Annotated in this window: 15 protein-coding genes; 4 read left to right on the top strand and 11 right to left on the bottom strand. The window is 40.3% G+C overall.

All coding sequences use genetic code 11. From position 1 onward, the window contains the following. Window positions 1-26 precede the first annotated feature (26 nt). A complete protein-coding gene (locus FLL46_RS04500; protein ID WP_142892278.1) occupies window positions 27-665 on the bottom strand; it encodes a hypothetical protein in 639 nt (212 codons plus the stop codon). A gap of 67 nt (window positions 666-732) precedes the next feature. Between FLL46_RS04500 and FLL46_RS04495 the strand changes: the two genes are divergently transcribed. From FLL46_RS04495 to FLL46_RS04485, 3 genes are all read left to right on the top strand, one after another. Next, window positions 733-1,173: a YiiD C-terminal domain-containing protein gene (locus tag FLL46_RS04495; RefSeq protein ID WP_142892276.1), complete on the top strand. Its 441-nt coding sequence runs from the start codon at window positions 733-735 to the stop codon at window positions 1,171-1,173. Window positions 1,174-1,191: 18 nt separating this feature from the next. Then, window positions 1,192-2,205, top strand: a complete 1,014-nt coding sequence (locus FLL46_RS04490; RefSeq protein ID WP_142892275.1) for a DUF3530 family protein — start codon at window positions 1,192-1,194, stop codon at window positions 2,203-2,205. A gap of 259 nt (window positions 2,206-2,464) precedes the next feature. Continuing rightward, window positions 2,465-3,082 (top strand): histone, encoded by a 618-nt coding sequence (locus FLL46_RS04485; protein WP_142892273.1) that lies wholly within the window; start codon window positions 2,465-2,467, stop codon window positions 3,080-3,082. Window positions 3,083-3,176: 94 nt separating this feature from the next. On the opposite strand, the gene FLL46_RS04480 is transcribed toward FLL46_RS04485, so the two are convergent. The 9 genes from FLL46_RS04480 to FLL46_RS04440 form a co-directional block, all read right to left on the bottom strand. Beyond that, complete coding sequence (locus FLL46_RS04480; protein WP_142892271.1) at window positions 3,177-3,755, bottom strand: ParA family protein; 579 nt, start codon at window positions 3,753-3,755, stop codon at window positions 3,177-3,179. A 17-nt stretch (window positions 3,756-3,772) separates the two neighbouring features. Continuing rightward, a complete protein-coding gene (locus FLL46_RS04475) occupies window positions 3,773-4,678 on the bottom strand; it encodes an adenylate/guanylate cyclase domain-containing protein (RefSeq protein ID WP_142892270.1) in 906 nt (301 codons plus the stop codon). 402 nt (window positions 4,679-5,080) lie between these two features. Then, a complete protein-coding gene (locus FLL46_RS04470) occupies window positions 5,081-5,959 on the bottom strand; it encodes a methyltransferase domain-containing protein (protein ID WP_142892269.1) in 879 nt (292 codons plus the stop codon). Continuing rightward, the gene (gene trmH, locus FLL46_RS04465) at window positions 5,926-6,606 is read right to left on the bottom strand and encodes a tRNA (guanosine(18)-2'-O)-methyltransferase TrmH (protein WP_142892268.1); all 681 of its coding nucleotides are present in this window, start codon (window positions 6,604-6,606) and stop codon (window positions 5,926-5,928) included. The genes FLL46_RS04470 and trmH overlap by 34 nt, the downstream gene beginning before the upstream one ends. 97 nt (window positions 6,607-6,703) lie before the next feature. Beyond that, a complete protein-coding gene (locus tag FLL46_RS04460) occupies window positions 6,704-7,090 on the bottom strand; it encodes a RidA family protein (RefSeq protein WP_142892267.1) in 387 nt (128 codons plus the stop codon). A gap of 51 nt (window positions 7,091-7,141) precedes the next feature. After that, window positions 7,142-9,253 carry a bifunctional GTP diphosphokinase/guanosine-3',5'-bis pyrophosphate 3'-pyrophosphohydrolase gene (gene spoT, locus FLL46_RS04455; RefSeq protein WP_142892265.1) on the bottom strand — a complete coding sequence of 704 codons (2,112 nt, stop codon included), beginning with the start codon at window positions 9,251-9,253 and terminating at the stop codon, window positions 7,142-7,144. A gap of 26 nt (window positions 9,254-9,279) precedes the next feature. Further along, a complete protein-coding gene (gene rpoZ / locus FLL46_RS04450) occupies window positions 9,280-9,525 on the bottom strand; it encodes a DNA-directed RNA polymerase subunit omega (protein ID WP_142892263.1) in 246 nt (81 codons plus the stop codon). Window positions 9,526-9,678: 153 nt separating this feature from the next. Further along, entirely contained in the window at window positions 9,679-10,308 is a 630-nt protein-coding gene (gene gmk / locus FLL46_RS04445; protein WP_142892261.1) for a guanylate kinase, read from the bottom strand. Window positions 10,309-10,516: 208 nt separating this feature from the next. After that, complete coding sequence (locus FLL46_RS04440) at window positions 10,517-11,383, bottom strand: YicC/YloC family endoribonuclease (protein WP_142892259.1); 867 nt, start codon at window positions 11,381-11,383, stop codon at window positions 10,517-10,519. A 149-nt stretch (window positions 11,384-11,532) separates the two neighbouring features. On the opposite strand from FLL46_RS04440, the gene rph reads away from it, so the two are divergent. Next, on the top strand, window positions 11,533-12,246 hold the full coding sequence (gene rph, locus FLL46_RS04435) for a ribonuclease PH (protein ID WP_142892258.1): 714 nt from the start codon (window positions 11,533-11,535) through the stop codon (window positions 12,244-12,246). A 14-nt stretch (window positions 12,247-12,260) separates the two neighbouring features. Here the strand turns inward: rph and FLL46_RS04430 are convergent, their stop codons facing one another. Next, window positions 12,261-15,023, bottom strand: coding sequence for an ATP-binding protein (locus FLL46_RS04430; RefSeq protein WP_246119274.1), 2,763 nt, complete (start codon window positions 15,021-15,023; stop codon window positions 12,261-12,263).

Below are 15,023 nucleotides of genomic sequence, written 5' to 3'. Positions count from 1 at the left end.
TAATCGGTTAAAGCAACCGTTCGCTTTCAAAATTGGAATTGGTATGCATACTTTCTGTCATCTCTATCTGTCAATAATTTTGTTAGAAAAACACGATTAACTTCACTTCCAAATCCCGTTGAATTGAGAAAAAAATCATTAATTTTTGTGGTTCGATTCGATGAAATAAAGTCTTGATACTCGTCCAAATTGATATTTTGGCCTTGACTACTTGCTATTTTTAGATCGTAATCATTGGCAATAAAGTGCAGCTCGCCAACCTGATACCAGGTATCAACGGTTGAATTTAATCTTCCAGCCAAGTTTTTTTTGCCGATATGACCCGTTTCATTTAAGTTGGTGGCGTGAATTCTTATCATTTTGTCCATAAACGAGGCGTCAGTGACAGGTTTTACAATTTTAGATGCACCAGCCCACTCGATTTGCTCATTCTTTTGTTGAGTTTCAAGTAGAAAAACCGGAAAAACAGAAGTGTTATTGGCAAACTGCTGAATAATATTTAATTGAGTAATCGGCGTAGCATTTTTTAACCCTGCCATCGATTTTCTTACTACTTCAGAAGATTCTGCTGAATGCTGTTCAACATTTTGCATATTATTACAAGACACTAATAAAAACAGGCTAACAAAACCTGTTAATTTTAGTATTCTTTGAAGATTCAACATTCATTTCTCCATCGTGAGATCGAAACTAGTCAAATCTAACGGTGAAATTACTTTATTGGGGTTAAAAGTGCTAAAAAAATATCAAAAAATGGTTAACGAGAGTATTCCGATGACACGCTATATGGAATGGTCCATTCAAACCTTGTCATCAACACATATTTCAACAATTTCGCAACTGTCTCCCAATATTAATGTCCATGGCACCGGATTTGCGGGGAGTATCTATGCCGCAGCAATGGCTACTGGCTGGACCTTACTTAAATGTTGGTATGACCATCACCAATTTGATGCAGAACTCGTCGCCGCTGAAGCAACAATTAAATATAAGTGCCCGGTCACCTCAGATTTTGAGTGCAAAGCGATACTGGACCAAAGAACACCGCAATATGAAAAATTAACTGAGCGTTTGAGCAATCTTCGCAGCTGTGGTTTCAGTCAGGAAGTGGAAATAATCTGCGATGCTAAGGTTTGTGCCATACTCACAATTCAGTTTGTTTTTAAGTGTTGAAAATGGAGCTAATTAAATATGTACCCAGGTATTCTCAAAATACTCGTTTCTACCCTGAAATACTTATTATTAACTGTTATTTTATTTTCCTCTCAACTGCTTTTTCAACGCGAAATATTTTCTGCTGAAAATAATATCGAGGAAAAGCAACCAGGAAACACCGGCGAGTTAAATCTCACAAAACTATCCTGGCCGGTTAACCTGGACCATCTTGACAAAAATAATTCTTCTGACGAGTCACTGTGGGTTGATGCCAAGAACGAAAAAGTACTCGTTTTAAAGTATCGCTCTAAAGGGAGAAAGCAACGCGGTGATATCATTATCTTACCTGCGCAAGGAGAAAATGCGGATCATCCTCGTGTTGTCAGACCTTTGTCAGTTCAGCTAAGCCAACTAGGCTGGAACGTGTTAATTCCCACATTACCGTTAGAAGATTACCCTGAAAAATTAATTCCTGAGTCTCCTAATGAAATAGACAATCAATCTGATGGAACAGAAGACAACAATCCTACTTCAGAAAGTGCATCCAGCTCGGCAACTCAACCTCCGGCTGACACTACAGCAGAAAATTCTGAGCCAACCGTTCCAATGGTCCAAAAAACCTTTTTTCCAGACGCAAAATCTTATCAAGATTTTGTAAGCCAACTTATTCTCGAAGTAATTGCTCAAGTTGAACCGACTACAAACAATTTGGTTATGATTGGTCTCCAAAATAGCAGTTACTGGATGTTAAACAGTGCTAAAAATTCCCGACGAATTACGCAGGTCGTTCTTATATCCCCACAACAACCAAAAAACATTAATGAGCCATTAGTGTCGGATTTCGAAGGACAATATTTACCTCTTTATACTTTCATCGAAAATAGCGAGGGCTCGTCGGCATTTATTGACGCACTGGACAAAAAATTGTGGCAAAGCGATATCCAGAGAATGAATAGAAATACTTTCACTCACTACAAAATAGCTTTAGAAGATGTTCGCATTGCAAAAATCATTACTGGGTGGGTGGAATCACAACAAAAATCGAATTAAAAATTCGATTTTTTTGTTTAATTTTACTTTGTAATTGCTAATTTTCTCTTGTCACAATCAAATTAAATTATTTATTTATTTTTTCTAAAAATCTCTTTTTTTTATCAATCTGCTCAGAATATTTATTATATTCATAAAAAAACGCATTTTTTTGCAATTATTTCCGTTTTTTTTACTTTTTTTTTTGAATTTATTGACACTTAAATATACACTTCGTTGTGGAGATTCTTACATTCAAAAAAACAAGTGGAGAACTACTATGGCCAAAGCCGTAAACAAGAAGAGCACTACTGCTAAAAAGGCAGCCCCTAAAAAGGCAGTTAAGAAAGTTGCAAAAAAAGCTGCTCCTAAAAAAGCTGCTAAAAAAGTAGCTAAGAAAGCTGCTCCTAAAGCTGCTGGTTTAGTAAAAGCAATAGCAACTACAGGAAAAGCTGCTGACAAATCAGCAGCAGCGGTTAAGAAAGCAGAAGCAACTCTTAAAACGTTAACTGCAAAAGTTGCTGCGGCAACTAAAGCATTAGCAGCGAAAAAAGATGTTGCTAAGAAAAAGAAAACTGCTGCGGCTAAAAATGCAGTCAAAAAAGCTTCAGCAGCTAAAGCAGCAGTAGCAGCTAAAGTTAAAGCACATAAAGCGACTGTGAAAGCAGCCAAAGCAGACTCAAAAGCAGCTTCAGCACTTGCTAAAGCAGTTAAAGCAGTTGAAGCTAAACTTGCAGCTCAAGCGAAAAAAGACGAAGCAGCAATTGCTCGCCTTCAAGCTAAGCAAGGCAAAGCATTAGCTAAATTAGAAGCTAAGCTAGTTGCTGCGGCACAAAAGCCAAAGAAAGCAGCTAAACGTAAAAAGAAGCCTGCAGCTAAGCCAGCTAAAGCAGCTTAATTCTTTTTAGGTTTGAAAAAAAGGAGCTGGTCGGCTCCTTTTTTTATTCTTGAATTTTTTGTATTAACTATTGATTATCGAAACGCTAAGTCCGTTAGTAGTTAACGACCTTTTCCTTTCCAATCGATAAAACCCTGGATAACAATCGATTTAGCTCATTTTGAGCATCTCTTGCGCCATACACATTCATTTGAAAAACTGTTTCACCATGGGATAAGCTCCGCACATAAATTGAGCGATCTTTAACCAGGTGCGCCCCTTCAGAAAATAGTTTCATCGCCAATATTCGTTCATCATGGCGACGGGTATCCACGGCATTAATACATTTGATCACGGTTTTGTCTCTAACTAGGCGATAGCAGCGGTTAATAGCCTTTAAGTCAAGAACACTTGCGCGCATAGGCATAATAATGGTTTCAACTGATGGGATGGTGTTTATGTCAGGCGCGTGATCGTAAATCAGGAAATCAACATTTGGCATAACTTGCGGCTTATCTGGCACAACAGAAAATGGCAGCTTTTTTTCGTTAAAAACATCAATCGACGATTGTTGAGGATCCAGATCGCAAACTAAAACTTTATATCCAGCATAATATGCCGCGCCAGCAAAATTTAACGCTAAAGTAGTTTTGCCTACTCCACCTTTAGGAGACCAAAAGGCAATTCGTCTCATTTGCAGTTCCTTGTTGTTTATTCAATCACTGTAGAGAACTTAATAACACCATCCTGAGCTTGCTCTATTGGCAAGCCTAAGGAAAGTATAGTCGATCCAACCAGCGGGTACTCTTCTCGTCGAATATAAAATTCATCTTTATTCTCCGCGGACAGGTAACAACCATTGGTAGAATGATCAATCAATACAAATTTACCGCGACTATACTCTATTTTGCAATGCTCTCTCGACACTTGGGAACCATCAATCAGTAAATCACAACGCTGGGGGTCACGACCAATAATGAACGGGGAATCACTGGCATCTATTATCTGAGTGCTACCCTCATACTCAATAGTCAGTGCAACGGCATTAAGTTCTTCATTAATAATGTCTGATGACATTAAGCGTGTTTCTTTATCAGAGAATTCTTCACCTTGCCAAAATACACGATAAATAACAGAAGACTCTTCTGCTCCCTTAATCTTTATTTTGTCAAATTCTCGGATAATCGCCTTAGATGTTGTATCGAGTTGTTGAAAAGCATCTTTGGTAATTAATATCTGACCACCTTTGGCTAGATTCGTAAGAAATGCGGCATCATTAACAGCTTCACCAAACAAATCAGAGTTCTCTTTAATTACTTCACCAAAACCGATCCCGATACTAAGCGTGAGCTGATGTTGATTGACGAAATTTGTCAGTTTGTACTGCATTGCAGCGGCGGCGTGCACACACATAGCGCAGCTATCAAAGCACGTCATAATTTCGTCACCGATATCTTTAATGACTTTACCTTTGTGCTCTTGAGTTATTTTTCTTAATGCCACTAAGATAGAATCTATCGTGTTTTTGGCGACAAGGTTACCTGCAGCTTTATATAATGCGGAACTTCCACCAATATCAGCAAATAAAATGGTCTTATTTAAAGGACGACGGATCAATTTAACTTCCTATGTAGATTTAGTCTTATAGATTTTCTGGATAGTCAGTTACTTCAAGATCATGGCTGCCAGTTAATTATATTATTGGTTAAATGGTAAATGAAAATGGCCTTTGAGTTCAACCGGGTAACAATTTGCCAATACTCAAAGTCAATCGCATTAAAAAATCATACGAATAGCATTTCCTGAATCAACTGTCGCAGAACCTGAAATCAGCACAAAACTACTCCGGTTTTAAATATCATTAAAAGTGGAGCGACAATATCTATCAGTTAGCTTAAGTTAACCAAAACCAACATTACTATAGTCTAAAAAGACTTTTCTATAGAACGAATCACTCAATTTAAAAAAGCTGTAAAATTCAATACCGGAATTGAGCACTAACAAACCAGGAAAGCTGTTCTACCTGTTTTTTGCAATGAACACATTGGTTGGGCGGCCATCTTCCAAATATTCAACTTCATCCAGTAGAATTTCGAAATCACTAAATATTTGCGCTAATTCACCGGGTTTTAGCAAAAATTTTGGATTTTTTGGCTTACCAAAGGCTTCACAACCTTGCATAAAAGTTTGGTAAACCACATAACCACCTCGCTTAATTTTTTGCTTGATCTGTGGTAGTAGAGGTCGATGCAAATATCGTACAACTAAAATCAGGTCAAATTGTTGCTGGATTTCGTCGAGAGGATTGGATGAATCTTGAAGATCAATCATCATTCCATTGACGTTTACATGATTATTTTTTGCTAAATCTGCTAGCTTATCTAGAGCACCGGGTAAATAATCTATGGAATTAACCTGCCAGCCTTGTTGCGCCAGATAAACAGAATCACGCCCAGAGCCGCAGCCAATATCTAATGCACTTTTTATCAAAGGAGGCTTCAAAAAATCTGTCTCTAAAAATTGACGATGAAACCTTTCAACAATTGGAGCCGGCGACCATAGTCTTTTCGACTGTATTCCTTGTACCAGTAAATCGAGTTTTTGTAGCCTTGCTGTAATTATCGTATTCCATTCCAGCTTAGCAGCAACCTGAAAACCTTTTTTTTCTAGCAAATTCTCTGCCAGCCGCAATTGCTCGGCACTACCACAAAGCCTTATCGGATGATTGCGCTTAGGCAATTCATGTAATCTTGTCGCGATTTCTGCAGCCGGAAAGTGGCTACTATTTTTGATATGCGCTTTAACGAAATCAGCTTCCGAACGTAAATCAACAATCGGCAAATCTGAGTGCTGATTGAACGCTGTTAACTGACAATCGACTGTCGAAGCTGATGCCATTGTTCGTCCTGAATATCCCCATTTTCATCTAACATCGGGTAACGAATTTGATGCTTGTTGCAAAATGCTTTTACCTGAGGGTGCAACCATTCAAAACGCAATCGGTCAAAAACTTCCTGGTCAATTTGCTGAGATTGATAAAGATTGGCTAATTCTCTTTGGCGCTGAGCTTCATAAAGTATCAACGCAGAAGCAACAGAAACATTCAGTGACTGAACCATTCCTAACATGGGAATCAAAATATGTTCGTCAGCTAATTCAGCTGCTTTTTCACTGACACCATACTTTTCAGATCCAACTAGAATTGCTGTCGGCTGGGTATAATCAATACTTCGAAAGTCAACGGCTCTCTCTGAGAAATGTGCAGCGAGAACTTTCATCCCTTGAGATTTTAGAACTTTAATCCCTGACTCTAAATCAGGATGAGTATGTGTAGTCACCCATCGGTTACTTCCCATTGAAGTACCATGGCAAGCTTTGACCATTCCCTCGGGATAAACTGCATGTACATCACCGATACCGACTGCATCACAGGTACGCACAATTGCAGCAAGATTGTGTGGCTTATGGACTTCATCCATAAAGACAGTGAGATCTTTCTGGCGCCTTTTTAAAAGCTCAACAATTTTCTGATTACGAGAACTCATTAATACTCAATCAATATAAACACTGGGATTTAATATTCTAAAGCGTCACTCAATATCCCTTAGAAACTATCGAGTTCAACCGTCAGCTTCAATCAGACTAGCTGTTTAATTCCATAACACCATCCATTTCCACTTGCGCGCCTTTTGGCAATTCTTTAACACCAATAGCAGCTCGCGCAGGATAAGGTGCGTCAAAATACTCAGCCATGACTTCGTTGACGATAGGAAAACAGCTAAGATCAATCAGAAAAATATTTAATTTAACAAACTCATTCAAAGAACCACCTGCCGCGTGAGCAACAGCTTGCAAATTCTTAAAAACCTGATGAATTTGTTCTTTAACATCATCACTAACAAACTCCATGGTTTCAGGAACCAGCGGAATTTGTCCTGATAAATAAACAGTGTTACCAGATTTAACCGCCTGAGAATAGGTACCGATAGCAGCTGGTGCATTTTCGGTGCTAATAATTTGACGAGTCATAATTTTTCCTTGTTGATAAATAAGACCGGAATAATGAAGAATAGCCGACAATTAACGATGACGCGATACCTTAATCACAAAATCGTATAAACGAATTTTTCGGATAAGATTGGCTAAATGCAATCGATGTTTTACATCAATTAAGAAACTTAACAGGTTCGTGGTACCGTCTCTGGGATCGATTTCGATATTGGCAATATTAACCCCGTCGTCGGCTATCAGGCTGGTCACTTTTGCCAGCACACCATGTTGGTTAACCACTTCAACACGAAGCTCAACACGAAACTCACCAACAATATCTTTTTCCCATTGAACAGGAACAAATTTATCAAGCTGATCACGGTGATTCGCGACATTGTTGCAGTCTTGTCGATGAAGAATAAAACCACCGCTATTACTAACAGTTCCAACAATTGGATCGCCAGGAATCGGATGACAACATTTCGCATACTCGATCATCATCCCTTCAGTTCCCTTTATTGCTAACGGGCGATCAGAGTCTTCATGTTTCTTTTCTGCCGTCTCAACTTTCGGATCCAGGCGGTGGGCAATGATTACGCTGGCAGTTTGTCCTAAGCCAATCTCAGCCAGAATGTCGTCAAAATTAGTATGTCTAATTTCTGTCGTTACTCGCTTAATAATTGATTGATCAATGGTATCAAGACTTACACCCAGAGCTTTTTCGAGCAATCTTCGGCCAAGATTTATTGCATCGTCTCGTCTGAGATTTTTAATAAAGTGTCGAATGTTGGTTCTTGCTTTACTGGTAGTGACAAAACTCAGCCAACCTGGATTGGGTTTTGCGCCCGGCGCAGTGATAATTTCAACGGTTTGTCCGTTACTAAGTTCGCTAGAAAGTGCTGATATTTTTCCATCAACTTTACAGGCAATACAGCTATTACCGACATCGGTGTGGATAGCATAGGCAAAGTCGACCGGTGTAGCGCCTTTAGGCAATTCGATAATATTACCGTTGGGCGTAAACAGGTAAACTTCGTCGGGGAAAAGATCGACTTTAACACTCTCAATAAATTCTAGTGAGTCACCGGTATTTTTTTGTAACTCAAGTAAATTACGCATCCACTCACGAGCCCGGATTTCGGCCCGGTTAATGTTATTGCCACTTTTATACAACCAGTGAGCAGCAACACCATTCTCCGCCATCTGATCCATAACAGTTGTCCTCACCTGGACTTCAATATGTAAACCATGAGGTCCGCGTAAAGTGGTGTGTAATGATTGGTATCCGTTGGTTTTAGGAATGGCAATATAGTCTTTGAATCGTCCAGGTACAGGACGGTACAGGTTGTGTAATTGCCCTAAAATGCGGTAGCAATTATCTTCGGTATCGGTAATAACCCGAAACCCGTATACATCCATGATGTCATTAAAAACACGCACTTTTTCCCCAACTTTCTCAAGCATCTTCTGATAGATACTAAACGGGGACTTTTCTCTACCGCTGACTTCCGCATCGATATGTTCCGAGTCAAGACGGTTTTGAATATTGTCACAAATACTGCTGATAATTTCTTTGCGATTGCCACGCGCTTTTTTTACCGAATCTCTAACAACTCGGCATCGCATCGGATATTTGGCTGCAAAACCAAGCTCTTCAAGTTCCATTCGAATAGCATACATACCCAGACGATTAGCAATTGGCGCGTAGATCTCGATAGTTTCCTGGGCAATTCGGCGCTGTTTATCAGGTCTTAATGATCCCAGGGTGCGCATATTATGTAGGCGATCAGCTAGCTTAATGAGAACAACCCGTAAGTCCTCAACCATCGCCATCATCATCTTGCGGAAGTTTTCCGCTTGAGCTTCTTCGCGGGAACGAAACTTAATCTGAGTTAGCTTACTGACACCTTCAACTAACTCGGCAACCCTATCGCCAAATTTTTCCGCTAATTCATCACGGGTGACTTCACAATCTTCAATAACATCGTGTAATAACGCTGCCATTAAAGTTTGTTGATCAAGATGGAGGGACGCCAGAATTTTGGTTACAGCGACAGGATGAGTAATGTAGGGATCACCGCTGGAGCGAAGTTGCCCGTCATGTGCGTCACGGGCAAATACGTAAGACTCCTCGATTTCCTTAACTTGAGATGGTTCTAGATAGCTCTGAAGCTGTTGTTTAAGACCGCTAAAAAGATACACCAAACACCTCGAGGAAAACTGATTGATTAGTCTTCGATAATTTCGTTTGCGTCTTCAGTTGGAGCAGCGCCTAACCGATCAACATTAGAAACGTTAACCAATTTCTCTTCAATTTCCCGTAAAGCAACAACGGTTGGTTTATCATTATCCCAATCAACCATTGGGTCTTTACCACCTGTGGCCAATTGTCTTGCTCGCTTTGACGCGACCATAATCAAATCAAATCGATTACCTATTGCATCTACTGCATCTTCAACCGTAACTCTTGCCATTGGCTACTCCAAAACTGATTAACTTAAAATTCTAAAAGTTTAACTGCGCATTAACGACTATTTTGCCCGTTTCTAAAGACCAGGACGACATTTTTTCTGCCTAAATTTCAGCTAGCGCGCAAAAAGGTCGCATAGTTTACCCTAAATTATGCGCTACTCCAAAAGATTGCTCAACAAATGAGCGTATTTTTGTTGCTGACGTGACAAATTTTGACGTTCTGCCAACAAAATTGCCCTCAATTCATCCAAAGCCGTGGCAAAATCATCATTAATGATCAGGTAGTCATACTCTGAGTAGTGGGACATTTCGTCTTGCGCAGCCAGCATTCGCTTTGCGATAACCGCATCATCGTCCTGACCACGCCCAACTAATCTTTCTTCCAGCGCTTCTTTTGATGGGGGCAATATGAAAATAGAGCGACTTTCCGGTTGTTGCTGTCGGATCTGGCGGGCGCCTTGCCAGTCAATTTCCAGAATAACATCAATCCCTTGTTGGAGTTGCTCCTTAATAGACGCTTTTCCAGTCCCATAAAAGTTTCCAAAAACTTCGGCATACTCGAAAAACTCGTCTTGCTCAATAAGCGACTTAAAGGTTTCGGGAGAAACAAAATGATAATCAACGCCATCTCGCTCACCATCTCTTTTCGCACGAGTGGTGTGCGAAACAGCGGTTTCAATCTGACTAAAGTCTGACATCAACTTTCTCAGTAAACTGGTTTTACCTGCCCCAGATGGTGCCGAAACAACAAACAGGGTACCTGTACTCGTTTGGGTTTGATTCATCAATTACTCAATTCTCTACAAAATCAACACAACTATCATCGCTCTGTTAAAAACTAGAACAATATTCTATATCCGTGCAACTTCAAATTATCAATGTGTATCACAACAGATTTATCAACAACACACTAACATCGAAACGCTCAAAACTAACCCTGTCTGAAACAACAATATACGCGTAACTAACACTTCAATCAAAAGAATTTACGAGCTATTCGATATTCTGAATTTGCTCTCTCATCTGCTCAATCAAAACCTTCAATTCTACCGAAGCATTGGTAGTTTTCACGCTAATTGATTTCGAACCTAATGTATTGGCTTCGCGATTGAGTTCTTGCATCAAAAAGTCCAGGCGTCGCCCAACAGTGCCGCCTTTATTCAAAAGTCTCGCGACTTCTTTAACATGAGTATCCAGACGATCCAACTCTTCATCAACGTCTGCTTTCTGTGCCATTAAAACCAGTTCTTGCTCTAAACGCTGCTCATCAAACTCCAATTGAACTTCTTCGAACCGGGCCAAAATTTTATCTCTCTGGGCTTGTAATAAAGCAGGCATTTCTTGCCTGACGATTACAACTTGTTCTTCCATTCCCGATAATCGTTGCTGAATAATTTCTGTTAAACTCTCCCCTTCACGACGGCGCATGTTGATCAACTGGTCAATCGCCTGATCCAGTCCCTCAAGTAGCTCCGCTTCCATTTTGTCGCTATCAACTTCCGCCGACTTGTTGATCCCAGGCCAAAACATTAATCGGGAAAGATCCGGTTGCTGCTGAATGCCTGCAAAATTTTGCAGCTCTTCATGGGATTTTAATAATCCAGACGCCAATTGACGATTGATAGAAAACTCTCCTTCAGCGGCACAAGAAGTATCAATTCTCAAATTGCAATCAACTTTCCCCCGCTTTAATTTTTTTCTTAACTTTTCCCTTAATTGACCTTCGAGATATCGAAACGATTCAGGCAATCTGAAGTTAGTTTCCAAAAAGCGACTGTTAACCGAGCGTAATTCCCAGGTACCATTCCCCCAGGATTTTTCCACAGATTGGCGCGCAAAGGCGGTCATGCTTAGTATCATATTGGTACCTTTATAGACTTTGAAGATGCTTTAGAAATTACAAACTAGTAAATTGTAACCTGAGCGATGATTAATTTCGATAAATCATACAAAATCTTAGTTTAATTGGTTAAAATCTGCGACTAACTTAATGATCGAGAGATAGACCTATGCGTCCCAGCGGCAGAACAAGTAATCAATTACGGCCAATTCAAATTACCCGCCAGTTTACCCAACACGCGGAAGGCTCAGTGCTAGTTGAAATTGGCGATACCCGTGTTTTGTGTACCGCCTCAGTTGAAGATAGCGTACCGCGTTTTCTGAAAGGTAAAAATCAAGGCTGGCTTACCGCGGAATACGGCATGCTTCCTCGCGCCACACACACTCGTAACAATCGTGAAGCGGCACGGGGTAAACAAAGCGGGCGCACTCAGGAAATACAACGCCTTATTGGTCGCTCACTTAGAGCAGCTGTCGATCTTGAATTGCTGGGTGAACATACTATTACTTTAGATTGTGACGTATTACAAGCTGATGGCGGAACTCGCACAGCTTCTATCACCGGCGCCTGTGTTGCACTGGTTGATGCACTCAATCATATGTTGCGTAAGAAAATGGTTAAAACCAATCCACTAAAACATATGGTTGCGGCAATTTCAGTTGGCGTTTATCAAGGCACTCCTGTACTTGATCTTGATTACGCCGAAGATTCTTCTGCAGAAACCGATATGAATATTGTCATGGACGAAAACAAAGGCATTATCGAACTTCAAGGTACTGCCGAAGGCGCAACATTTAGTCAGCAAGAACTGGGGGAGATGATGGCACTCGCTCAACAAGGTATTTCGGAATTAATCGAAGCGCAAAAAACAGCGCTAGGATAACTTTTCATCAGCCATTAATTCTGATGATGTTTAATTAATTCGAATAACTGGTCAAATTTAACAGGTTTAGTCACGTATTCATCAAATCCGGCGGCTAAACCTTTTCTAATATCTTCAGACATCGCATTCGCGCTCACCGCAAATACAAATTGATAAGCGTGAGAAAAATCCTGTTGCATTTTTGACAGAATATCGTAACCACTCATATCGGGCAGCGTAATATCTAACAACACAAAATCAAATATATCCTGTCGTAAACAAGAGAGCCCAGCCTCACCATTAATTTCCCGTTGGTAGGTAATCTGTGGATATCGTTGCATCGCTTTGGCCATGACTAGCGCATTAACATCATTATCTTCAACATAAAGAACACGACAATTCGCGATTTCATCCGGCAAATCCATTGAGTATTTTGGCGCCAGCTCTTGTTCACTGGCTTCATTCTCAAAATATAACGGAAGCGAAATACAGAAACTTGAACCTTTACCGGTTTCACTTTCAACCGTGATCTGCCCATCCATTATTTCAACCAACTTTTTCGTCACTGCCAGACCAATACCATAGCCATCAATATTACTGCCTTCTTTGTCAAGCCGGTTAAAAGGTTCAAAAAGTTGTTGAATTTTTTCCGGCGAAATACCATCACCGGAATCAGACACTTTCATTGAGCAATAGTTATCTTCGGTATGTTGTAACTGGATATCAACAATTCCCTGCGGGCAATTGTACTTCACTGCGTTGGTGACCAAATTGATAATAATTTGCTTCACTTTCAAACCGTCAGCAAACACCATGATTGGCCTGTCCGGCTTTTTTATATTAATTTGAATTTGACGTGATTGAGCCTGATTTTTCACAAGTAACAAAGACTGCTCAAGAAGTTCACCTATATCAACCCGCTCCCGATTGAGTTGTAACTCTCCCGACTCTATTTTAGATAGATCGAGAATATCGCTAATCAACAACATTAAGTGTTGAGAAGCAATGTAAATTTCGTCGGCCAGTTCTTTTGTTTCTTCTGTCAACGAAAGATCTCGTTTTAGTAGCTGGCTAAACCCAGATATTGCATTAAGCGGTGTGCGCAACTCATGACTCATTGACGACAGGAAATCCGATTTTGCTTCATTTGCTTTTTCTGCATCTACGCGTTTTTCATGATGTAGTTTTTCCGTCTCATAGGCTATCCTCAAACGCCTTTCTGCCGATTCATGTGCTCTAACCAGGGCAACCATTTCTGCAGGAACATAAGGAGAAATTGGGACTGGGGATACATCTTTACCGGATACTTTTAAATTAACTGTTCTATTCAATAACCAACTTATCGGGCCGTTAACCTGGTTGGAAAGAAATGCAGCTAATAAACCAATCACTAATATCACGATCACTAAAACCACGCTCAGATTTCGATAGCGTACTCGGGCAACTTCGGTAAAGTCATTAGCCGAATAAACAGTGATGACCGACCAATTATTTTTTAAGTCAGAGCGCTGCGATACCAGTGCATAATCGGTATAGTAAGTATTATAAAATTGGGGAAAGTCGAATGAAGCGGTTTCGATCCAGTCAATCGTTTGCAGAAAATCCAGTTTAAAGCCTGAAGTCACAAAAACAACTTTTTTATCGCCGTCTAATACCAGGGTTTTGGGTGTCAATTGAAGCTTTGAAAACTCATTGATATCTTGTTCTTCAACTAATAAGTTAAATTCATATAAATTGAGTGACCCCTCGAGAATACCATCAACTTGATTACCACTTTGTCCATCTTCAGCGGCAGCGTATATTGGCGCACTAATGGCGACTATCGGCGCAACGCCATAGGCCCTCCCTTTAAATGCAGGAGAAACAAAGGTTTTTCCGGAAATTGCTGCTTGAAAATAGTCACGGTCAATAATGTTGGCATTCATGATTTCAGGCTGATCAGTCACTGGACTGAAAGCTTTTATCGAACCTTGTGAATCAGCGACCAACATGGTGCTAAATGCAGTTGTCTCGCGATGAAAATCGGCTAATTTAGTTGAAGAATTTCGCTCCTGGAGTACCCTGAGGCTCATTAGCTCAGCTTGCTTTTTGATCGCCAACGTATTGGTTTCAAGAAAATTTTCTAACCGATGGGCAATTTGATCGGCATTATTTTTGAGCTGCTGGTTAACTTGACGTAAATGGTTTTTTTGCTCGTGATGGGCGTTATAAAGTAGAAAAACCATAATTGGTAGCATCATTGAAACTAACAGTATGGTGAAAATCTGAGTCCTTAAAGTGTAAGGTCGTTGGTAATTTAAGTTTAGCCAACGGGGGATGGTAAAAAACCACATACCTGCTGAGGCAATCAACACATATAAAAAACTATTCAGTAAATATTTACCAACCAGATCGAGGGCAAGCGCCGGTTGCTCGCGAACAAAGATTAATCCGACTACAAGAGGAACAGCTACAACCAGCCAATAGACGAAAACTGCAGAAAACTCGTTCCAATCTCTACGATATAGCCAACCGGCTATAAAAGCTTCTGGTACAAAAAGTAAAAAACCATACGCATGCCCCCAACTGACCATTAGCGCACTGGAAACAATCATCGCAACCAGAGCGCCAGCCCAGGGACCAACACTAAAAGCAACAAGCAAACTCAGCGCAGGTCCGAAAACTAGCGTCAATTTGCCAAAAAGAAAGATAGGAAATAAATTGAGGGTAAAACCGAAAGATGCTGCCAACAGCAAAAAAATAATGGTCCTGCGATGACCGACTTTCCGAAGATCAAATTTCAACCATCGACTGACCAT

It is taken from the genome of Aliikangiella coralliicola (genome assembly GCF_007004725.1).
Lineage (GTDB): Bacteria > Pseudomonadota > Gammaproteobacteria > Enterobacterales > Kangiellaceae > Aliikangiella > Aliikangiella coralliicola.
Note: the sequence above shows the minus strand (reverse complement) of the source record. Positions and strands in the feature narration are given on the sequence as shown.